Genomic DNA, 21743 nt, shown 5'->3' with positions numbered 1-21743 from the left:
CGTGTGGTCACGCCGCCACGCTCTGCGCCACCAGCGCGGTCGCCTCCTCCGGCGGCATCGGCCTGCCGAACAAAAATCCCTGAATCTGGGTGCAGCCCAGATCGCGGCACAATTCGAAAGCGGCGCGGGTTTCGGTGCCTTCGGCTGTCGTCTGCATATCCAGGCTGGCGGCCATGCGCACGATGGCCTGGATGATGGCGCTGGCTTCATCGCCCATGGCGGTGGCGCGGCGCACGAAGCTGCGATCGATCTTGATGCGGCTGAAGCTCGCCTTTTGCAGCGTGCCGAGCGCCGAATAGCCGGTGCCGAAATCATCGAGGGCAAAATTGATGCCCAGCGCCGTCAATTGCTTCAGCACGTCCACCACGCCGGGCTTTTCGGCCAGGAACAGGCTTTCGGTGATCTCCAGCTCCAGCCGCTGCGGCGGCACGCCGTGGCGGCGCAAGGCGCGCGCGATGCGGCCGGGCAGTTCTTCATCCTCCATCTGCAGCGCCGACAGATTGACCGCGATACGGATATGATCAGGCCAGCGCGCCGCCCACATCAGGGCCTGTTCGATCACCCAATGGCCGATCGGCACGATCAGCCCGGTTTCCTCGGCGAGCGGGATGAAGCGCAGTGGCGACACCGCACCCAGTTCGGGATGGTTCCAGCGCAGCAGCGCCTCAAAGCCGGTGATGCGTTCGTCGGCGGCATCGACCACCGGCTGGAACGCCAAGGACAATTGATCGCGTTCCAGCGCCAGGGCGAGTTCGCCTTCCAGCCGGCGGCGCTCGGCAGCGGCCTCGGCCATGTCGGCCGAAAAGCGCAAGGCCGCACCGCGCCCCTGTTCCTTCACCCGGTACAGCGCCAGATCGGCGGCCTTCAGCAGCGCTTCGGGCGTTTGGCCATCGGCCGGCGCCAGCGCCCAGCCCACCGACGCGCCGACAATCGCCGCCCCGGCGCGGCCTTCTTCCCCCAGCGGGAACGGGCGCGCCATGTCCTTCACGATGCGATGCGCCAGCTTTTCGGCGCGATCGCTGCTGCCATCGGGCAACAGCACGGCAAATTCGTCGCCGCCCAGCCGCGCAATCGTGGCGCTGCCCTTTACCAGCGCCTGCAAACGCTGCGCCACCTGGCGCAACAGCAGATCGCCGGCAGCATGACCAAAGCCATCGTTCACCGCCTTGAAGCGATCGAGATCGACGAACAGCAGCGCCGCCGGCTTGCGGGTGAGCACCGCCCGCTCCGCCACATCCTCCAGTTGTTCGCGAAACAGGCTGCGATTGGCCAGCCCGGTGAGCGGATCGAAGCGCGCCAGTTGCGCGATGCGTTCCTGGCTGCGCCGCACCTCCGTCACGTCCCGGCCAACCCCGCGAAAGCCGGTGAACATGCCGGTCGCATCCTGCTTGGGCGTGCCCGACAGCGCCCACCAGCGCAGATCACGGCCCAGCGGCACCGGCACCACCAGATCGCGGAACGGCTGGCGCGTCTTGATGGCATGGGCCAGCGCCGCCATCGTGGCCCCACCCTGCGCCGGATCGAGCAGCGCCAGCAACGGCTGCCCCAGCATGTCGCCGCGCCGCCGCCGCGCCACATCGGCAAAGCGCGTGGTGACATGCGTCAACTGGCCGGCGGCATCGAGCTCGAGCAGCCAATCCGAGCCATTGGCTTCATATTCATTCAGCAGCAGCCGCACCACCTCACCCTGATCGCTCAGTTCGGCTTCGATGCGCAGGCGGGCCATGGTGTGAAAGGTCGTCACCAGCGCGCTGCGCATGATGATCATCGCAAAGCTGACCAGGCCGAGCGCGACCAGCGGGCGATCGAGCGGCGCACCGGCGGGAATTGCATGCACCATGGCGCCGGCGGTGATCGCGCACAGCAGCAGCGCGCCGGCCGGCATCACCATCACCGCATGGCCGGCCGCCCCCAGAAACAGCAGCGAGATCATCAGCAATATGGCCTGCTCGGTGCCGGGCAGCACCGGCAGCAGCGTGGTGATCATCCCACCCCAGCACAGGGCAAAGGCGCCGATTTCGGCATTGACCTTCCAGAACCGCGCCCGCCCGGCCGGCGGCGCCTGGTCGAGGCGGCGGCTGCCAACCGATCGCAACGTCCACATCACGCACATGCCGGCCATCCCGGCCAGCCATGGCGCCAGCGCCGAAAAGGTGACTGCGCTGCCGAAATTGGCCAGCACCACGGCCAGATTGACCGCCAGCAGTGTGACATTGAACGGCAGATGACGCTTGAGTTGTTCCAGCTGCACGCCGCGCACATCGGCCCAGAAGCCCTGCTCCGCCTGGCCCAGACCCAGCACCTGCCGCCAGCCGACATCGCGCGCCATCAGCGCCGCCGGCTTTGCCATCACGCCCATGCCCGTCTCCTCCAACCGCCGCAGCGGGCCTTGAGGCATGAAACGGCCGCCATTGCAGCCGGTTGAGTCATGGCAGCGCACCGCCTGGAAATCGGCTTGGCAGGCGGCCGTTTGTTCCATACTTGTTCACAGATGCTGCCTGCCTTGACTCCCGATTCCCCCATCCAAGGCCGCTCTGCCGGCGAGCCGCCCTGGCTGGCCGGCCTGAACGCGCCGCAACGCGAGGCCGTGACCACCACCGAAGGCCCGGTGCTGATCCTGGCCGGCGCCGGGACCGGCAAGACCAAGGCGCTCACGGCAAGGCTGGCGCACATCTTGTTCAGCCGGCTGGCGTTTCCCAGCCAGGTGCTCGCCGTCACCTTCACCAACAAGGCGGCGCGCGAGATGCGCCACCGCACGGAGATGCTGCTTGGCAACATGGCGGAGGGCCTGCCTTGGCTGGGCACGTTCCACGCGCTGTCGGCCAAGATGCTGCGCCGCAACGCCGGCCTGGTCGGCTTGACCGCCGATTTCACCATCCTCGATACCGACGATCAGTTGCGCCTGCTGAAACAGGTGATTGCCGAAGCGAATATCGACGACAAGCGTTGGCCGGCCAAGCAACTTGCCAGCCTGATCGACCGCTGGAAGAACAAGGGCCTGGGGCCGGACATGGTGCCGGCCGGCGAATCCCATGGCTATGCCGACGGCAAGGGCGCGGCGCTCTATGCCCGCTATCAACAGCGATTGCAGGGCCTGAACGCTTGCGATTTCGGCGATCTGCTGCTGCACATGCTCAGCATCTTTCGCAGGCACCCCGATGTGCTGGCCGAATGGCAGCGGCGCTTCCGTTATGTGATGGTCGATGAATATCAGGATACCAACAGCGCCCAGCACCAGTGGCTGACGTCGCTGGTCGGCGCGCACCGCAACATCGCCTGCGTCGGCGATGATGACCAGTCGATCTACAGCTGGCGCGGCGCCGAGGTGAGCAACATCCTGCAGTTCGACCGGGATTTCCCCGGCGCGCGGATGATCCGGCTCGAACAGAATTACCGATCCACCCCGCATATCCTGGGCGCCGCCAACGCCCTGATCGCCCACAACAGTGGCCGCTTGGGCAAGGCGCTGTTCACCGCGCATGCCGCCGGTGAGCGCGTGGCTGTGACAAGCGTGTGGGACGGGCCGGAGGAAGCGCGGTTGATCGGTGACGAAGCCGAGAAGCTGGCGCGCGAAGGCGGATCATTGAACGACATGGCCATTTTGGTGCGCGCGCAGTTCCAGACGCGGCTGTTCGAAGATCGCTTCATCTCCATCGGCCTGCCCTATCGCATCGTCGGCGGCTTTCGCTTCTATGAGCGCGCCGAAATCCGCGACGCGCTGGCCTATCTGCGGCTGGTGGCGCAGCCCGATGATGCGCTGGCGTTTGAACGCATCGTCAACGTGCCCAAGCGCGGCCTGGGCGACAAGGCGATGGCGACCATGCACGGCGCGGCGCGGGCGATGAACATGTCGCTGCCGCGCGCGGCGCTGGCGCTGTGCGAGGCCGACGGCCTGACCCCGGCAGCACGGCGGGCGGTGAAGGCCTTCTTTGCCGATGTCGCGCATTGGCGTGAGCAGGCGGGCAATGTCGGCCATGCCGAGCTGGCCGAGATGGTGCTGGAGGAATCCGGCTATGTCGCCATGCTGCAAGCCGAGAAATCCACCGAAGCCGATGGCCGTATCGACAATTTGAAGGAACTGGTGCGGGCGATGGGCGATTACCCGTCGCTGACCAGCTTTCTGGAACATGTTTCGCTGGTGATGGACAATGAAAGCGCCGCCGATGGCGAGAAGATCACCATCATGACGCTGCACGCCGCCAAGGGCTTGGAATATGATCAGGTGTTCCTGCCCGGCTGGGAAGAAGGCGTCTTCCCCAGCCAGCGCGCCATGGACGAAGGCGGCACCAGTGCCCTGGAGGAAGAACGCCGGCTGGCCTATGTCGGGATCACCCGCGCCCGCAAACGCGCCCACATCATCAACGCCGCCAACCGGCAGGTCTATGGCCAATGGACCGCCGCCCTGCCCAGCCGCTTCATCGCCGAACTGCCGGAAGCCCATGTCGAAACCCGCTCGACGCTGTCCGGCGGCCCCAGCCTGTGGCGCGCGGCGCTCGAAGGCGGCGATCCGTTTGCGGACATGCAGCGCGGCACCGGCCGCGGGCCGGGCTGGGACCGCGCCAAGAGCCAGGCCGGCGGGTGGGCGGGCGGCAGCAATAGTGGGACCCGCGATTTCGGCCCGCGCACCCCCCCGCCGCGCGAACAAAGCTGGCGCGAAGCCCGCGTCAGCGCCGTCGCCCTCACCCCCGCGCCGGGCTATCGCCGGGGCACGAAAGTGTTCCACGCCAAGTTCGGCGAAGGCGTGGTGTTCCATGTCGATGGCAACAAGCTGGAAATCGACTTCCCGGCGGCCGGGCGCAAGCGGGTGCTGGATTCGTTTGTGTCGGTGGTGGTGTAGGGCGGCGGCGATCTGGCCAAACGCGGATCAGCGCAGGGTTGGTTTATCGAGCAAGTCCCAACCATAGGCAGCGGCAACACGGTCGAAAATCTCGGATGCGGCAGGCAGGCCGCCATCGCCATTGGCCATGATGACGATGCCATAGCCCTTGGCCACATGCGCCATGGCGAAGCTGCGAAAGCCCCAGTTTGCGCCGTTGTGCTTGAAATACCAGCCTTGACCGTCATGGACGATTTCGAAGCCGACCGCGTAGGGTCCGACGCCAACCGGCGTCACCATGTTTTGCATCGTCGCGCGGTCCAGCACCGTTGCCGATCGGCCCGCCAGGGTCTTCTGCACGTCAATCATGAACAGCGCATAGTCGGCGGCCGTGGTCCACAGCCCGGCGGCGGCCTGTTCGGGATAGACATGCCAGCGCACGCCCTTGCTTTTGCCGTCAGGGCCATGCGCACGAGCGGTGTTGGCTTGCATCGCGGGCGGCAGCGGTTGTTCGAAACTGGAATGGGTCATGCCTATCGGCGCCAGCACCCAATCCTGCATGATTTTGGCAAAGGGCATTCCGACTGCGTCCATCAAGGCCAGCTGCTGGATCTGCACCGCGCCGCCCGAATACTGGGCTGCCGTCAACGCCGGTCGCACCAGCTGAACCGGCCCGAGCAGCGAGGGCTTGGCGCCATCGAGGATCTGTTGCTGCGTCGGCAAAGCCGCACCGGGTTCATAGCCGGGGAAGCCGAAGCTGTCGCCGGTTCCCGACGTGTGGCTCATCAACATGCGCGGCGTGACCGCCACGCCGCCGCCAAACGGACTGCCCGGCAATTTCCAGCTTTTCAGGACGGTGTTCACATCCTGATCCAGTCCGAATTTTCCGATTTGCACGGCCTTCAAGGAGGCCATTGCCGCCACAGGTTTGCTTATCGAAGCGGCCTGGAACAATGTATCAGCGGTGATGGGTGCGCCCGTTTCAACATCGGCGACGCCGTAGGATTTCGTCCACAGCAGCTTGAAATCCTGAATGACGGCGATGCTGATGCCCGGCACATTGAATCGCGCCAAAATCTGCTGGAGGGTGAGCGGGTCGGTGCCTTGGCGATTGGGCGATTGTGGCCCCTCGATTCGCGCGATCTGATCGGCAACTGATTGGGCGCTGGCCGGCACAGACAATGCCACCATTGTGGCGAGAAACAGCCTGCTTGCCATGCGCTGGATCATTGCTCGCTCCCACGAATTTCATCGGATTCCTAATCTGAAAAGCTGACTCAGTCCAATCGGGCAAGAGTCGTTGCTTGCCCTCCCCGCTCACCGATCCGGTGTGTAGCGCTGCCCGACGTGGAAGCTCAGCCAACTGCGCATGATCCCGGCCGTACCAAAGATCATCGCCACCGCAGCCAGCGCGACGCTCTGCACCATCGACCAGTGCAGATAATCCTGCGCGAAGAAAAACGCCCCGGCCACGGCAAAGGCGTTGAAGCCGCCGAACCATGCCAGCACCAGCGCCACCAGCGCCCATGGCCAGCCGAAGCGATCGGCCCACCCGGCCCAGGCCACCAGCATCAGCGCCGCGCCGCGCCGCGCCGCGCAGACGATGGGCAATGCAAGGGCCAATACAAGCCCGGGAAGCTGCCGCACGCTGTTCATGACTGTCTTTGGTTACCATCGCGCCGCACACCGGCCAATTCGCCCGCCACCGACATATTCGCATTGAAGCCTTGCCAAACGCTTTCTATGCCGGGTGCACCGTGATCGCCCTGCCCGCCCCTTTTCAAATCCGCGACTATCGCGCCTTCTGGGCGTCGCGGTTCCTGGCGACGGTGGCCGGCATGATGCTGGTGATCGTGATCGGCTGGCAAGTGTACGACATCGCCCGCGAAACGATGAGCCGCGATGATGCCGCCTTCCTGCTCGGCATGATCGGGCTGGCGCAGTTCCTGCCCTTGTTCTGCCTGGCGCTGGTGGTGGGCGTGATCGCGGATCGGATGGACCGACGCTTTATCGCGCGCGCCGCGGTGGCGCTGGAAATCGGCTGTGCCGCGGTGCTGGGTGGGCTGGCGTTAGCAGGCGACATGCCGATGGTGGCGCTGTTCGTGGTGGCGGCGTTGCTGGGGGTGGCACGCGCCTTTCAGGGGCCATCGATGGCGGCACTCGCCCCCAATCTGGTGCCGCGCGAATTGCTGCCGCAAGCCATCGCGCTGAACAGCATCAGCTGGCAGAGCGGCGCGGTGATCGGGCCGCCGCTGGGCGCCTTCCTCTATGCCGTATCGCCGGCGACGCCCTATCTGGTCGCGGCGGTGCTGTTCGGCCTCACCTTCATCTGCCTGATGATCATCCGGCCGGTGCCGCTGCCGCCGCCGGCCACGGTCACGCCGTGGCGCAGCGTGATGGAGGGCATCAATTTCGTCCGCCACAACCGCGTCGTGTTGGGCGCGATCAGCCTTGATCTGTTTGCCGTGTTGCTGGGCGGGGCGACGGCGATGCTGCCGGTCTATGCGCGCGATGTGCTGATGGTCGGTGTGGAGGGGCTGGGGCCGCTGCGCGCCGCGCCGGCGCTGGGGGCGGCGATCACCGCGCTGATCCTGGCCACCAAACCGCTGCGGCGCAACGTCGGCCCGGTGATGTTCCTGTGCGTCGGGTTGTTCGGCGCGGCCACGGTGGTGTTCGGGCTTTCCACCAGTTACCCGCTGTCGATCGCGGCGCTGGTGGTGCTGGGCGCGGCCGACATGATGAGCGTGTTCGTGCGCGGCAGCCTGATCCAGTTGCACACACCGGATGACATGCGCGGCCGCGTCTCCAGCGTGTCGGGCCTCTTCATTTCGGCGAGCAATGAACTTGGCGAGCTCGAATCCGGGCTGGCAGCGCGGTTCCTCGGTGCGGTGCCGGCGGTGGTGGCCGGCGGCATCGGCGCGGTGATCGTGACCTTGCTGTGGGCATGGCGCTTCCCGGAATTGCGCACCGCCGATCGCTTCGAAGGGCCGGCGGACAAGTCGGGCTGACGCGCGGACAAGATTATCCGCGTTGGCGCAGGCCACGCTGCGCTTTAGGATGGCGCCGCAACACCGGAAAAAGGGCGCCCGCGCATGAAAGCCGAATCGATCCTCCACACCATCGGCAACACACCGCATGTGCGCATGGCGCGGCTGTTTCCCGATGCCGAGGTGTGGATCAAATCCGAACGCAGCAACCCCGGCGGCTCCATCAAGGATCGCATTGGCCTTGCCATGATCGAGGCGGCCGAAGCCGACGGCCGCCTGCTGCCCGGCGGGATCATCGTGGAGCCGACCAGCGGCAACACCGGCATTGGCCTCGCCATGGCGGCGGCGGTGAAGGGCTACAAGCTCATCCTGGTGATGCCCGAATCGATGTCGATCGAGCGGCGGCGGCTGATGCTGGCCTATGGCGCGACCTTTGATCTGACGCCGCGCGAAAAGGGCATGAACGGCGCCATCGCCCGCGCCGCCGAGATCGTGGCGACCACACCCGGCGCCTGGATGCCGCAGCAGTTCGAGAACCCCGCCAATATCGATGTGCATGTGCGCACCACCGCCGAGGAGATTTTCGCCGATTTCGCCGATGCGCCTATCGATGCGATCATCACCGGTGTGGGCACCGGCGGCCACATCACCGGCGTGGCGCGCGTGCTGAAACCACGCTGGCCAAAGCTGAAGATCTTTGCGGTCGAACCGGCGGCCAGCCCGGTGATTTCCGGCGGATCGCCCAGCCCGCACCCGATCCAGGGCATAGGCGCCGGATTCATTCCGAAGAACCTGGATGTGGCGCTGCTGGATGGCGTGGTGCAGGTGGATGCCGCCGATGCCAAGGCCTGGGCGCTGCGGTCGGCAACACAGGAAGGGATGCTGGTCGGCATCTCGTCGGGCGCGACGCTGGCGGCAATTGCCATCAAGCTGAAGGAGCTGCCTGCGGGCGCGCGGGTACTGGGGTTCAACTACGACACCGGGGAGCGTTATCTTTCGGTGCCGGAATTCCTGCCCGGCGGTTGAGCGCCACGCGGCCCGGGCACGAGTTCGATGACGACAATTTCGGGCGGCACGCCGATGCGCAGCGGCACGAAGGTGGTGCCCAGCCCGGCCGACACGATCATCTGCTGCCCGCGCGCATTGCCGAACCAGCCGCGCCGGTGCGATTCATAATAGGGGAACAGGCGCGGCAGGCCGAACACGCGAATCTGGCCGCCATGGGTGTGCCCGGCCAACAGCAGCGCCACATTCGCCGGCAGCACGCGGAAAAAATCCGGTTCATGGGCCAGCGCAATCACCGGCTTGGCGGGATTGGTGCGGGCAGCGGCGCGGTTCAGGCCCGCCACCGGATCGGAGCCGAGGATCATGTCGTCCACGCCCACCAGCTGCACCGGGCCAAGATCGACGGACGCGCTGGTGAGCAGGTTCAGGCCAAGCAAGCGCATCACCCGGCGTGTCCAATAGGGATCATCATGGTTGCCGGGCACGTTCCACACGCCCAGCGGCGCCCGCAGCATCTGCAACGGGCGCAGCGTCGCTTCCAGCGGCATGGGCGGATTCCATAATTTGCTGGCGTGGAAATCGCCCGTGATCACCACGGCATCGCCGTGCAGCGCGTTCACCTGCGCCACGATGCGGGCGATGCGCACCTCTGGCATGTCCCACGGGCTGCCGTGAATGTCGGACAGTTGGACGATGCGCAGCTTCTGCTTCAGGCCCGGCAGGATGACCTGATAACGCACGACAATCGGATCCTGGATGGCGCCAAGATAACCAATCCACGCCAGAAACAGGCCGACAAAAGCCAGCACCCAAGCACTGCGCCGCATGATCAGAGCCGGGCCTTGTTCTCACGCTGTTCGGCAAGAAACGCCTTGAACGGGTTCAGCTTTTCCGCTGCGCCACTGGCAGCCAACCGACGCAGTTGCTGATAATACCAAGCCTGGGCGGCAAAGCCATTGAGCGTGCGCGCCAGCTTGAACGGCGAGCCTGGACCGAGCCAACCGGGACCAATCGCCAAATTGTCTTCAAAGCGCGGCAATTCTTCCGACGCACCCGCCAGCAGATCGGCGACACAGTCCGGTTCAGCGCACAACGGCCGGCCGACACCGATCAGGCTGATGCCGCTGGCCACGGCATCCTCCATCGCCGCCAGGCTGCGGAAGCCGCCGGTCACCATCAGCGGCGGGGTTTTTGCGGCCAGCAGCGCCTTGGCGAGCTGCACGAAATAGGCTTCGCGGGCCCGCGTCGATTGTTGTTTGGGCTCCTCGCGCGGGGTCAGGCCGTCCATGTCCATCATTGCCGGCTGTTCATAGGTGCCGCCCGACAATTCCAGGCAATCGACGTCCAGATCGGCCAGCCAGCCGGCGACGGTGAGGCAATCGTCGAAGCCAAAGCCGCCCTTCTGGAAATCGGCACTGTTCAATTTGACCGCAACGGTGAAATCCTTGCCGACCGCCGCGCGCACCGCCTTCACCGTCTCCAGCAGGAATCGCGCGCGGTCTTCCAGGCGGCCGCCCCAATCATCGTTCCGGCGGTTGGCCAATGGCGAGAGGAACTGGCTGAGCAGATAACCATGGGCAGCGTGGATCTGCACGCCGGTGAAGCCCGCATCGCGAGCGACCACCGCAGCATGGGCAAAGCGGGCAATCAGATCATGGATTTCCACGTCGGTCAGCGGATCGGGCATGCCGAACTGCCCGCCGGGCAGTGCCAGCGCAACGGCGCTGGGCGCCTTGGGGTGCGGATTGACGATCTTCTGGGTCTGGCGGCCGGCATGGCTGATCTGCACCCAGGCCTTGGTGCCCTGTTCGGTGGCCGCGGCGGCCCAGCGTGCCCAGGCCGCCCTGGCATCGGCGGACAGCGGCCCATCGACGATGACATTGCCCGGCCGTTCAAGATGCTGGCGATCGATCTGGACATTGCCGGTCAGCAACAGGCCACAGCCGCCCGCCGCCCAGCGGCGATAGAGCGCTTCATGGGTGGCATTGGGCAGGCCATCCTTGCCGGCCAGCCCCTCGGTCATCGCCGCCTTGGCGATGCGGTTGTTGAGGCGCTGGCCATTGGGCAGCGTGAAGGGGGCCGAGACGGTCATGACGGCAACGTGCCGTGGCGGGAGCGCTGGTGCAAGCTGCCATTGTTTTGCGCGTATGTGCAGCAGGGACTCGCTGCGCCCCTCCCGCTTGCGGGAGGGGCTGGGGGTGGGCTTCGCAGTCGGGCGCTGGCGGGGAGACCCACCCCCGGCCCCTCCCCTAAAGGGGAGGGGGGAGGCTCAGGCCGCCCGCTTTGCCGCTACCCCATAGAAGCTCTCGCCAGCCGCCGCCATGTCACGCAGCAGTTGCGGCGGCGCAAAGCGGGCGCCGTGGGCCTGCGCCAGCCGGTCCAGCGTCGCCACGACATTGGCGATGCCCACCGTGTCCATATGGCTGAACGGCCCGCCGGTGAACGGCGCAAAGCCCCAACCGAAGATGGCGCCCAGGTCGCCATCCTGCGGGGTTTCCAGCACGCCTTCGGCAAAGCAGCGCGCGCATTCGACGAGCTGGCGATAGAGCAGGCGTTCCTTCACCTCGGCCGGTGTCGGCTGGGCTTCGGCAAGGCCGCCGGCGACGGTTGCCGACAGTTCGGGCCACAAATACTTCTTGCCGCCTTCGGGATAGACATAGAATCCCTTGGCATTCTTGCGGCCCTGGCGGCCGAGCTCGTGCATTTTCGTGATCACACCATCGGCCGGGCCGGCGACATAGGCATCGCCCAGATCGGCGCGGGTCTGCTGGCCGACCTTGTACGACAGGTCGAGGCCGACTTCATCGTTCACTGCCAGCGGGCCGACCGGCATGCCCATCTGCTTGCCGATATTCTCGATCAGCGCCGGGGTGGTGCCTTCACCCAACAGCGACAGGCCTTCCTGAACATAGGTGCCAAAGCAGCGTGAGGTGTAAAAGCCGCGGCTGTCATTCACCACGATCGGCGTCTTGCGGATCGCCGCGACATAATCCAGCGCCTTGGCGATGGCGGCGGAGCCGGTTTCCTTGCCGACGATGATTTCGACCAGCGGCATTTTTTCCACCGGCGAGAAGAAGTGGATGCCGATGAAATTCGCCGGCTTGCTCCACGCCTTGGCCAGGCCGGTGATCGGCAGGGTCGAGGTGTTGGAACCGAAGATGACATCGGGGCCGACCACGGCTTCGGTGGCCTTGGTCACGTCGGCCTTGATCTCGCGGGTTTCGAACACCGCTTCGATGATCAGATCGCAGCCGGCCAGATCGGCATAATCGGCAGTGGGGTGGATGCGATCGAGAATGGCCTGCGCCTTGTCGGCCGGCATTTTCTTCTTGGCGAGCCGGTCGGCCGTGTACTGCTTGCCCTTTTCGGCCGCGGCCAGATCGCGGTCGAGCAGCACCACCTCGATACCGGCCTGCGCCGTGACCATGGCGACGCCGGCACCCATCAGGCCAGCGCCGAGCATGGCGATCTTCTTGGTGGGCATCGCGGGCACGCCAGCCGGGCGGCGCGCGCCCTTTTCGGCGGCCTGCTTCGACACGAACAGGCTGCGGATCATGTTGCCGGCCTGCGGATCAGACACCACCTTGGCGAAATACTTGGATTCGATGCGGATGGCGAGGTCCATCGGCACCTGCATGCCTTCGTAGACAGCGGACAGGATCGCCTTGGGCGCGTTCATGTTGTCGCCGGCATTCACGTGCGTCATCGCGGTGCCGCCGACGAACATCTGCGCGAAATTCGGGTTGAGCGCCGTCGCCGGGCCGCCGGGCATCTTGAAATTCTTGGTATCCCAAGGCTGCACGCCGCCCTTGGGATTGGCCTTCACCCACGCCTTGGCGCGTTCGACGATCTCGGCCGCCGGCGCGATTTCCTGCGCGACGCCGAAGCCGAGCGCTTCCTGCGGGGACATGTTCTTTCCCTGCAGCAGATACATTAGCGCCGGCTGGATGCCCATCAGCCGCGGCAGGCGCTGCGTGCCGCCTGCCCCTGGGAACAGGCCGACCATGATTTCGGGCAGGCCGAGTGTGATCTTCGGATTGTCGGCAATGACGCGATAATGGCAGGCGAGGATGAATTCCAGGCCGCCGCCCAAGGCGAGGCCGTTCACCGCGACCGCCACCGGCTTGCCGCAGGTTTCCAGATCACGCAGCAACTTGTTGAGGCCGAACACGCCGTCGAACAGCGCGGCCATTTTGGATTTGCCTTGCGGCAGGCTGCCGCCGCCGAACAGCGCGCCCATGCCCTTCAGGTCCGCGCCGGCCATGAAGCCCGATGGCTTGCCGCTGGTGAGGACGGCGCCCTTCACGGCATCGTCGGTTTTCAGCCGTTCGATGGCAGCGGCGAGATCGGCCTGCACTTCGGGCGTGATGACGTTCATCGATTGGCCGGGCACGTCGATGGTGAGCAGGAGGATGCCGTCGGCATCGAGTTCGGTGTGGATGGCGGTGGTCATGGTGGTTCCTCTAATCTCCCCTCCCTGCAAGGGAGGGGCCGGGGGAGGGTGCGTGCCGCAAGGGACACCCGTGAGATTCAAAGCTCTAAGCCAGGCGGGGAGGACCCTCCCCCAACCCCTCCCTGCAAGCAGGGAGGGGAGCAACTGGCTTTACAGCCGTTCGATGATCGTGCCCGTGCCCATGCCGGCGCCGACGCACAGGTTGATCAGCGCGGTGCCCTTGCCGGTGCGCTCAAGTTCATCGAGCACGGTGCCCAGGATCATGGCACCGGTGGCACCCAGCGGGTGGCCCATGGCGATGGCGCCGCCGTTCACGTTGATCTTGTCGTGGCTGATGTTGAACGCCTGCATGTAACGCAGCACGACGCTCGCAAACGCCTCGTTCAATTCGAACAGGTCGATATCGTCCTTGGTCATGCCGGCCCGGGCCAGCACCTTGGCGGCGACGAACTCCGGCCCGGTCAGCATGATCATCGGCTCGCTGCCGATGCTGGCCATGGCGCGGATACGGGCGCGCGGCTTCAGGCCGTATTTCTCGCCCATGGCCTTGTTGCCGATCAGGATGGCCGATGCGCCATCGACGATGCCCGACGAATTGCCGCCGTGGTGGACGTGATCGATCTTCTCCACCTCCGGATAGCGCATCAGCGCGATCGCATCGAAGCCCGGCATCTGTTCGCCCATCACCTGGAAGGCCGGGGCGAGGCCGCCAAGGCTCTGCATGTCGGTCTGCGGGCGCATATGTTCGTCATGCGCCAGCACGACTTCGCCGATCACGTCCTTCACCGGCACGATCGAGCCCTTGAAGCGGCCTTCCGCCCAGGCCTGTGCGGCGCGGCGCTGCGATTCCATCGCGTAGGCGTCCACGTCGGCGCGGCTGAAGCCATATTTGGTGGCGATCAGATCAGCACCGATGCCCTGCGGCGCGAAATAGGTTTTCCACGCCACGGCCGGGTCCATGGCCCAGGCGGCGCCGTCGCTGCCCATCGGCACGCGGCTCATCGATTCGACGCCGCCGCCAATGGCAAACATCGCTTCGCCGGTCATCACCTTGGCAGCGGCCATGTTGGTGGCTTCCAGGCCCGACGCGCAGAAGCGGTTGATCTGGACGCCCGCCGTCGTCTCGGCATAATCGGCGTTCAGCACCGCAACGCGGGCGATATCGCTGCCCTGTTCACCCACTGGGGAGACGCAGCCGAGCACGACATCATCCACATCCGCCGTGTCGATGCCGGTCCGGTCGCGCACCGCCTGCAGCACCTGGGTGGCGAGCTGGATCGGCGTGATCTCGTGCAGCTTGCCGTCCTTGCGGCCCTTGCCGCGTGGGGTGCGGACGGCGTCGTAGATATAGGCTTCGGTCATTGGTCGGGCCTTTCTTCTTCCCCCCTCCCTGCTTGCAGGGAGGGGTTGGGGGAGGGTTTGTGGGGCTTGGGGACAGTCCTTGCGGCCCGCACCCTCCCCCGGCCCCTCCCTTTCAGGGAGGGGAGAGGTGGTTCAAAACATCTCGGCCGGCAGCGCCATCACGGTTTCGGCGCCGGCCTCAAGCTGCGCGCGCAGGCCGGACGTTTCAGGCAGCACGCGCGCCGCGAAGAAGCGGGCGGTGGTGAGTTTTGCAGCCATGAAATCCGGATCAGCGGTACCGGCATCGAGCGCCGCCAGCGCAGCGCCCGCCATTTTCAGCCACATGTGGCCCAGCGCGACATGGCCCATCATTCGCATGAAGGCGGTCGCACCGGCGCCGGCATTGTCGGGATTGACCATGCCGTTCTGCAGCAACCACAAGATGCCGGCCTGCACATCACCCAGCGCGGCCGACAGCGGCGTGGTGATGAAGGCCAGCCGATCATCCGTTGCCGCGCCGATATCGCTGCCAACCTGCGCCAGCCAGGCCTGGGTGCCCCGGCCCTGCTTCGCGCCCAGTTTGCGGCCGACCAGATCGAGCGCCTGGATGCCGTTGGTGCCTTCATAGATCATCGCAATGCGCGCATCGCGGACGAACTGATCCATGCCCCATTCGGCGATATAGCCATGGCCGCCGAGCACCTGCTGGCAATTGGTCGCCACCTCGTATCCGCGATCGGTGCCATAGCCCTTGATGACGGGCGTGAGCAGGCTGATCAGATCGTCGGCCAGTTCGCGCGCCTCGGCATCCGGCGACTTGCGGGCGAGATCGACGCGGATGGCGCTCCACAGCACCAGCGCGCGCATGCCTTCGGTATAGGCGCGGGCGTCCATCAACATGCGGCGCACATCGGGGTGGACGATGATCGGATCTGCCTTGCCTTCCGGGTTTTTCGGCCCCGTAAGGCTGCGGCCCTGCTGGCGGTTCTTCGCGTAATCCACGGCGTTCTGATAGGCGGCGTCGGCCTGCGCCAGGCCCTGGATGCCCACGCCCAGCCGCGCCGCGTTCATCATGATGAACATGGCGGCCAGGCCCTTCATCTCCTCACCCAGCAGATAGCCGGTGGCGCCATCATAGTTCATCACGCAGGTGGCGTTGGCGTGGATGCCCATCTTGTGTTCGATGCTGCCGCACGAAACGCCATTGCGGAGCCCAAGCGAACCATCGTCGTTCACGAGGAATTTCGGCACCAGGAACAGGCTGATACCCTTCACGCTGTCGGGCGCGCCCGGCGTTTTCGCCAGCACGAGGTGGATGATGTTTTCGGCCAGATCATGTTCACCGGCGGAAATGAAGATCTTGGTGCCGGTGATCGACCAGCTGCCATCGGCCTGCGGTTCGGCGCGGGTGCGGATCAGGCCGAGGTCCGTGCCGCAATGCGGTTCGGTCAGGTTCATCGTGCCGGTCCAGCGGCCCTGTACCATCGGCGGCAGCCATTTGGCCTTCTGCTCGGGGCTGCCGACCACTTCGATCGACGCCTGCGCGCCTTCGGACAGGCCGGGATACATGCCGAACGCCATGTTGCTGGCGGCGATATATTCCTGCAGCACGGCGCCAATGGTATAGGGCAGGCCCTGGCCGCCGTGGTGTTCATCCGCGATCAGCCCGCCCCAGCCGCCGTCGCAGAACTGCTTGTAGGCATCACGGAAGCCATCGGGCGCAGTGACACTGCCATCGCCATGGCGGGTGCAACCCTGCCGGTCGCCGGGCAGATTGAGCGGGGCGAGCACTTCGGCACAGAACTTGCCGCCTTCGTTCAGCACGGCCTCGACCAGATCGGGTGACACGCTGGCAAAGCCGGGCACATTGCCGTGGTGATAGAGGCCGACAACGGCATCGAGCACGAACAGCGTGTCCTTCACTGGCGCGGTATAACGCGGCATCTCAGCGTCCTTTCGTGGCCGTGCGGGCGGGCTCTGCTTCTGCCGACTGTTGTATCCGCAGCGATCCTTCGACGATCGCACAGAAATTTTGCAGTTCGGCGATGGTCGCATCGATATCGGCGCGCTGTTCGGCGAGCAGCGCCATACGGGCGCGGCATTTTTCCAGCGTGACCCGCTTCTGCGTCTGGCGATGATCGCCGACGTCATAAAGATCGATCATCTCGCGGATCTCGGCGAGGCTGAAGCCGACATTCTTGGCGCGCAGGATCCACGCCAGCCGGGCGCGATCCCGCCTTGAATAGATGCGGTTCTGGCCCTGCCGCTCCGGCGTGATCAGGCCCTGATCTTCATAGAATCGGATGGCGCGCGGGGTGACGTTGAAGGCCAGCGCCAGTTCGGTGATCGAAAACTGCTGGGCATCGCCGGGCACCGGCGGCGCGGGTGCCGTAGCAAACGCGTGAAGCAGCTCGGCGGCAAGCAGATCAACCACAGGGGGCTGGGCCAGTTCGTTCATGGCCGATCCGGGTAGGTGACGTTTACGTAAAGGTCAAGCAAAGGCCATCGGGTATGCTGCGCGAGCGGCGGCTTGCGGTCTGCTATGCCGTCAAGGCCCGGATGGCGCGGTTGGTGTGGCGGAACACGCCGGGCGCGCTGCGCTGCGTCAGCGCCATTATGGCGCCGGCCACGGTCTCGGCCGGGATGCTGCCGATGTTGCGCGGCAGGGCGAGGTCCATGGCGGGCGCTGCCCATTGCAGGAAACGCTCCACCGGCCGCCGCTCATTGCGGGGTCCGATGATCAGGCCGGGTTGCAGGATGTCGAGACGGGCAAATCCCATGGCCGACAGCGCCGCCTCCACTTCGCCCTTGGTGCGCGGATAGAGCAGGCTGGCCTTGGCGTTGGCCCCGACGCTGCTCACCAGAATGAAGTGGGTCACACCGGCGTCTTGCGCAGCGCGGGCAAAGGCCAGCACCGCATCGTGATCGACCGCGCGAAACGCCGCGTCGCTGCCGGCCTTGGCGCGGGTGGTGCCGAGCGCGCAGATCGCCACATCGGCGGGCGGCAACGGCGGCAGATCATCGAAATCCGCGACGACGCCGGGATGGCCGGGGATGGGGCGGCGGGTGACGGGGATGAGTTCGATCTGTCCAATATCACCCGTCACCCCGTGCTTGACACGGGGCTTGGCTGACTTGTCGGACAGCGAAAAGCCAAGCCCCGTGTCAAGCACGGGGTGACGGTAAAAATGTTCGAGCACCAGCCCACCGACAAGGCCGGTGGCCCCGGCGATCAAGATGGTCAGGGCCGCACCCACAATTGTTGCACGCCGTTGAACGCCGCCGAGATGTTGCGCTCGATCGGTGCGCCGGTGAGCGCCAGACCGGGGAAGCGCGCGAACAGCTTGGTCAGCGCGATATCGGCCTCGGCGCGGGCCAGCGGCGCGCCCAGGCAGAAATGCACGCCGCCGCCAAAGGCGAAGTGCGTCTTGTCGGCCCGGTCGATATCGAAGCGCAGCGGGTCTGCGTGCAACGCCGGGTCCTGGCTGGCGGCCATCAGGAAGGTGGTGAGCGCTTCGCCGGCGCGCACCGGGCAGCCGCCGATTTCGCGTGGTTCCAGCGGGATGCGCAGGCTCTGCATCACCGGCGGATCGAGCCGCAATGTCTCCTCGATGGCGTCCGCCATGCGCGCCGGATTGGCTTTCACCGTCGCCAATTGATCGGGATGGCGCAGCAGCGCCAGCGTCGCATTGCCGATCAGATCGGTGGTGGTGAGATTGCCCGCCAGCAGCAGCAGATTGCACATGGTGACAATCTCCTGCGTCGAAAGCGTGTCGCCGCCCTCCTCCACCGCAATCATCGCGCTGATCAGATCGCCGCGCGGGTGCGCGCGCCGTTCGGCAATGGCGCGTTCGAAATAGGCGCTCAATTCATCGGCATTGGCCTTCAGCGCCGCCAGGAATTCTGGCGAGCGGATCGGCGAAAAGACATTGGCCAGCGCCTTCGACCAGCGCCGGAAATCGCCGACATCCGCCGCATCGACGCCCAGCATGGTGGCGATGACGATGATCGGCAGCGGCGAGGCATAGGATTCGATCAGATCGAACTCCGCCTCGCCCATGACCGCATCGAGCAATTCATCGGCAACCTCCGCCACGCGCGGCTTGATCGCATCGATGGCGCGGGCATTGAAGGCGTGCGTCACCAGCCGGCGCAGGCGGGCATGATCGGGATCATCCAGCACCAGCATCGATCGCGGCGCCTCGCGGTCCTGCAAGCTGGTCAGCCGCTGCACGATGGTATCGGGCGCGGCGTTGCTTTGATCGACCGACAGCGTGCGATCCTTCAGCACCGCGGCCACATCGGCAGCGCGGGTGAGCAGCACGCGGCCGAGCATCTTGTCTTCATGCACCGGATCGGCAGCGCGCAGCGCGGCGAAGCGTTCGCTGGGGCGGTTGCGGAAAATCTCGTCAAACACCGTCATCTGCAGGCCGGTGGGGATATCCTCGCTCATGACGCCTTCTCCGCTGCGACGGGTTCCAGGCCGGCGCTGCCCAGCCGGCGATAGAAACAGCTCTGGCGGCCGGTATGGCATGCCGGGCCGGCCGGCTCCACCTGCAACAACAGGCAATCCTGATCACAATCGACACGGATTTCCACCACGCGCTGAATGGCGCCACTGGTCGCCCCTTTGTGCCAGAGTAAGCGGCGGGATCGGCTCCAGTAATGCGCCTCGCCGGTGGCGATGGTCGCGGCCAGCGCATCCGCATTCATGTGGGCGACCATCAGCACGGTGCCGGTAGCGGCATCGACTGTTACCGCAGTGATCAGGCCATCTGCGCCCCAACGGGGCGTAAACGCCGAACTTTCGTCCAAGGTTGCATTCATGTGACAATTTCCGTCGCAAAAGGGCAGACAAAGGCCCCGCCCGGCCCTATATGGCGCGACATACGCCCATTGACAAAGGCAAGCCCATGGACGCGATTCTGACGACCGACCCGTGGGAACAGGATCATCTGCACGAGGAATGCGGGGTGATCGGCGTCTATGGCGCGGAAGGCGCTGCGGCACTGACCGCGCTTGGATTGCATGCATTGCAGCATCGCGGCCAGGAAGCAGCCGGCATCACCACCTTTGACGGCAAGGAATTCCACACCCACCGGGCGATGGGGCATGTCGCCGGCAATTTCGACAAGGATTCGGTGATCAATGCGCTGAAGGGCGAGATTGCCATCGGCCACAACCGTTATTCCACCAGCGGCGAAACCGCGCTGCGCAATGTGCAGCCGCTGTTTGCCGAACTGGCCAGCGGCGGTTTTGCCGTGGCGCACAACGGCAATATCTCCAACGCCATGACCCTGCGCCGCGAATTGGTACGGCGCGGCAGCATCTTCCAATCGACCAGCGATACCGAGGTGATCATCCACCTGGTCGCCACGTCGGCCTATCGCACCCTGCTCGATCGCTTCATCGATGCGCTGAAGCGGGTGGAAGGGGCCTACAGCCTGCTCTGCCTCACCTCCGAAGGCATGCTGGCCTGCCGCGATCCGCTCGGCATCAGGCCGCTGGTGCTCGGCCGGTTGGGCGATTCCTATATTCTGGCGTCGGAAACCGTAGCGCTCGACATGGTGGGGGCGACCTTCCTGCGCGCCGTGGAGCCGGGCGAGTTGATCATCATTACGGCACGCGGCCTGCGCTCGATCCGGCCGTTTGCGGCGCAGCGCCCGCGCCCGTGCATTTTCGAACATGTCTATTTCAGCCGGCCCGATTCGATGGTCGATGGATCGTCGGTCTATCAGGTGCGCAAGCGCATCGGCGCCGAACTGGCGCGCGAAAATCCGGTGGAGGCCGATATCGTGGTGCCGGTACCCGACAGCGGCACCCCGTCGGCCATCGGCTATGCCCAGGAAAGTGGCATCCCGTTCGAACTCGGCATCATCCGCAGCCATTATATCGGCCGCACCTTCATCCAGCCGGGCGATCAGATCCGCAACTTGGGCGTGAAGCTGAAGCACAATGCCAACCGCGCCATGATCGCCGGCAAGCGCGTCGTGCTGATCGATGACAGCATCGTGCGCGGCACCACCAGCGTGAAGATCGTGCAGATGCTGCGCGAAGCCGGCGCCGAGGAAGTGCATATGCGCATCGCCAGCCCGCCGACTCGCCACAGCTGCTATTACGGGGTGGACACGCCTGAGCGATCCAAGCTGCTCGCGGCGCAGATGGATGTCGAGCGCATGCGCGATTTCATCAAGGTGGACAGCCTGTCGTTCCTGTCAATCGAAGGCCTGTACCGCGCCGTGGGCGAAGCCACCCGCGAAGACAGCGCGCCGCAATATTGCGACGCGTGTTTCACCGGCGATTACCCGACACGGCTGACCGATCAGGAAGATGCCGAAGTGCCTGACCAGCTGAGCTTGCTGGCGGAGCGAGTCATCTGACGCCGCAACGCTTGCCCCTGCCGGATTGCGCCCCTAATCACGCGCCATGACTGGCAGCGCAGACAAACCCCTCGCCCTGATCACCGGCGCCAGCCGCGGCATTGGCGCTGCCACCGCCGAATTGATGGCGGCGGCCGGCTGGCATGTGATCATCACCGCCCGCACCGAAAAGGCCCTGGCCGAGGTGGATGATCGCATCCATGCCGCCGGCGGCACTGCCACCATCGCGCCGTTCGATCTGGCGGATTTCGATGCCATCGATCGGCTGGGTGCCGCGATCGGCGCGCGCTGGGGGGCGCTGGATGCGCTGATCCTGAATGCCGCGCTGCTCGGCACGCTGGCGCCGGTGCCGCATCTCGATCTGAAGGAATGGGACAAGTTGGTCGCCATCAACCTGACCGCCAACATGCGCCTGATCCGGGCCGCCGATCCCTGGCTGCGCCAGTCGCGCGCTGCCAGCCTGGTGGCGATCACCTCGTCAGTGGCGAGCGCCCCACGCGCCTATTGGGGCGGCTATGCCGCGACCAAGGCGGCGCTGGAAAATCTGGTGCACACCTATGGCGCCGAAGTGCGCAACATCAGCGCCATCCGCACCCACATCATCGACCCCGGCGCCACCCGTACCAAGATGCGCGCCGCCGCCTATCCCGGCGAAGACCCGGCCCGGCTGAAGCCGCCCGAGGATGCTGCACGGATAATCGTGGCGGCGGTGACCGGCTGAAAACCCTCTCTCCTTGTCGGAGAGGGCGAGAGACGCCGAA

The 21743-nt window shown here is 65.7% G+C and carries 17 protein-coding genes; 5 read left to right on the top strand and 12 right to left on the bottom strand.

What is annotated here, in order from left to right:
- Window positions 1-7: 7 nt before the first annotated feature.
- Window positions 8-2359, bottom strand: coding sequence for a putative bifunctional diguanylate cyclase/phosphodiesterase (locus AC6UUM_RS05165; RefSeq protein ID WP_500804269.1), 2352 nt, complete (start codon window positions 2357-2359; stop codon window positions 8-10).
- A gap of 132 nt (window positions 2360-2491) precedes the next feature.
- Here AC6UUM_RS05165 and AC6UUM_RS05160 point away from each other — a divergent pair, with 132 nt between their 5' ends.
- Window positions 2492-4837: an ATP-dependent helicase gene (locus tag AC6UUM_RS05160; RefSeq protein ID WP_500804268.1), complete on the top strand. Its 2346-nt coding sequence runs from the start codon at window positions 2492-2494 to the stop codon at window positions 4835-4837.
- Window positions 4838-4864: 27 nt separating this feature from the next.
- On the opposite strand, the gene AC6UUM_RS05155 is transcribed toward AC6UUM_RS05160, so the two are convergent.
- Together AC6UUM_RS05155 and AC6UUM_RS05150 are read right to left on the bottom strand one after the other, a co-directional pair.
- Entirely contained in the window at window positions 4865-6034 is a 1170-nt protein-coding gene (locus AC6UUM_RS05155) for a serine hydrolase domain-containing protein (protein ID WP_500804267.1), read from the bottom strand.
- 99 nt (window positions 6035-6133) lie between these two features.
- Entirely contained in the window at window positions 6134-6472 is a 339-nt protein-coding gene (locus tag AC6UUM_RS05150) for a hypothetical protein (RefSeq protein ID WP_500804266.1), read from the bottom strand.
- Between the two features lie 101 nt (window positions 6473-6573).
- Here AC6UUM_RS05150 and AC6UUM_RS05145 point away from each other — a divergent pair, with 101 nt between their 5' ends.
- Together AC6UUM_RS05145 and cysK are read left to right on the top strand one after the other, a co-directional pair.
- Entirely contained in the window at window positions 6574-7824 is a 1251-nt protein-coding gene (locus AC6UUM_RS05145) for an MFS transporter (protein ID WP_500804265.1), read from the top strand.
- An 84-nt stretch (window positions 7825-7908) separates the two neighbouring features.
- On the top strand, window positions 7909-8829 hold the full coding sequence (gene cysK, locus AC6UUM_RS05140) for a cysteine synthase A (protein ID WP_500804264.1): 921 nt from the start codon (window positions 7909-7911) through the stop codon (window positions 8827-8829).
- Here the strand turns inward: cysK and AC6UUM_RS05135 are convergent.
- The 9 genes from AC6UUM_RS05135 to hisI form a co-directional block, all read right to left on the bottom strand.
- Window positions 8793-9635 carry a metallophosphoesterase gene (locus AC6UUM_RS05135; protein WP_500804263.1) on the bottom strand — a complete coding sequence of 281 codons (843 nt, stop codon included), beginning with the start codon at window positions 9633-9635 and terminating at the stop codon, window positions 8793-8795. The genes cysK and AC6UUM_RS05135 overlap by 37 nt on opposite strands.
- Window positions 9636-9637: 2 nt before the next feature.
- A complete protein-coding gene (locus tag AC6UUM_RS05130; RefSeq protein ID WP_500804262.1) occupies window positions 9638-10900 on the bottom strand; it encodes an NADH:flavin oxidoreductase/NADH oxidase family protein in 1263 nt (420 codons plus the stop codon).
- A gap of 177 nt (window positions 10901-11077) precedes the next feature.
- On the bottom strand, window positions 11078-13261 hold the full coding sequence (locus tag AC6UUM_RS05125; protein WP_500804261.1) for a 3-hydroxyacyl-CoA dehydrogenase NAD-binding domain-containing protein: 2184 nt from the start codon (window positions 13259-13261) through the stop codon (window positions 11078-11080).
- Between the two features lie 150 nt (window positions 13262-13411).
- Window positions 13412-14623, bottom strand: a complete 1212-nt coding sequence (locus AC6UUM_RS05120) for an acetyl-CoA C-acetyltransferase (RefSeq protein WP_500804260.1) — start codon at window positions 14621-14623, stop codon at window positions 13412-13414.
- Window positions 14624-14755: 132 nt separating this feature from the next.
- Window positions 14756-16546 (bottom strand): acyl-CoA dehydrogenase C-terminal domain-containing protein, encoded by a 1791-nt coding sequence (locus AC6UUM_RS05115; protein WP_500804259.1) that lies wholly within the window; start codon window positions 16544-16546, stop codon window positions 14756-14758.
- A 1-nt stretch (window position 16547) separates the two neighbouring features.
- The gene (locus AC6UUM_RS05110) at window positions 16548-17060 is read right to left on the bottom strand and encodes a MerR family transcriptional regulator (RefSeq protein ID WP_500804258.1); all 513 of its coding nucleotides are present in this window, start codon (window positions 17058-17060) and stop codon (window positions 16548-16550) included.
- Between the two features lie 82 nt (window positions 17061-17142).
- Complete coding sequence (locus AC6UUM_RS05105; protein WP_500804257.1) at window positions 17143-17859, bottom strand: Rossmann-fold NAD(P)-binding domain-containing protein; 717 nt, start codon at window positions 17857-17859, stop codon at window positions 17143-17145.
- A complete protein-coding gene (locus tag AC6UUM_RS05100; RefSeq protein ID WP_500804256.1) occupies window positions 17844-19055 on the bottom strand; it encodes a cytochrome P450 in 1212 nt (403 codons plus the stop codon). The genes AC6UUM_RS05105 and AC6UUM_RS05100 overlap by 16 nt, the downstream gene beginning before the upstream one ends.
- Complete coding sequence (gene hisI, locus AC6UUM_RS05095) at window positions 19052-19429, bottom strand: phosphoribosyl-AMP cyclohydrolase (RefSeq protein ID WP_500804255.1); 378 nt, start codon at window positions 19427-19429, stop codon at window positions 19052-19054. The genes AC6UUM_RS05100 and hisI overlap by 4 nt, the downstream gene beginning before the upstream one ends.
- A gap of 86 nt (window positions 19430-19515) precedes the next feature.
- Between hisI and purF the strand changes: the two genes are divergently transcribed.
- Together purF and AC6UUM_RS05085 are read left to right on the top strand one after the other, a co-directional pair.
- The gene (gene purF, locus AC6UUM_RS05090) at window positions 19516-20982 is read left to right on the top strand and encodes an amidophosphoribosyltransferase (RefSeq protein ID WP_500804254.1); all 1467 of its coding nucleotides are present in this window, start codon (window positions 19516-19518) and stop codon (window positions 20980-20982) included.
- A 46-nt stretch (window positions 20983-21028) separates the two neighbouring features.
- Complete coding sequence (locus AC6UUM_RS05085; protein ID WP_500804253.1) at window positions 21029-21703, top strand: SDR family NAD(P)-dependent oxidoreductase; 675 nt, start codon at window positions 21029-21031, stop codon at window positions 21701-21703.
- The last annotated feature ends 40 nt before the right edge of the window (window positions 21704-21743 follow it).

This window comes from Sandarakinorhabdus sp., from assembly GCF_987265915.1.
Note: the sequence above shows the minus strand (reverse complement) of the source record. Positions and strands in the feature narration are given on the sequence as shown.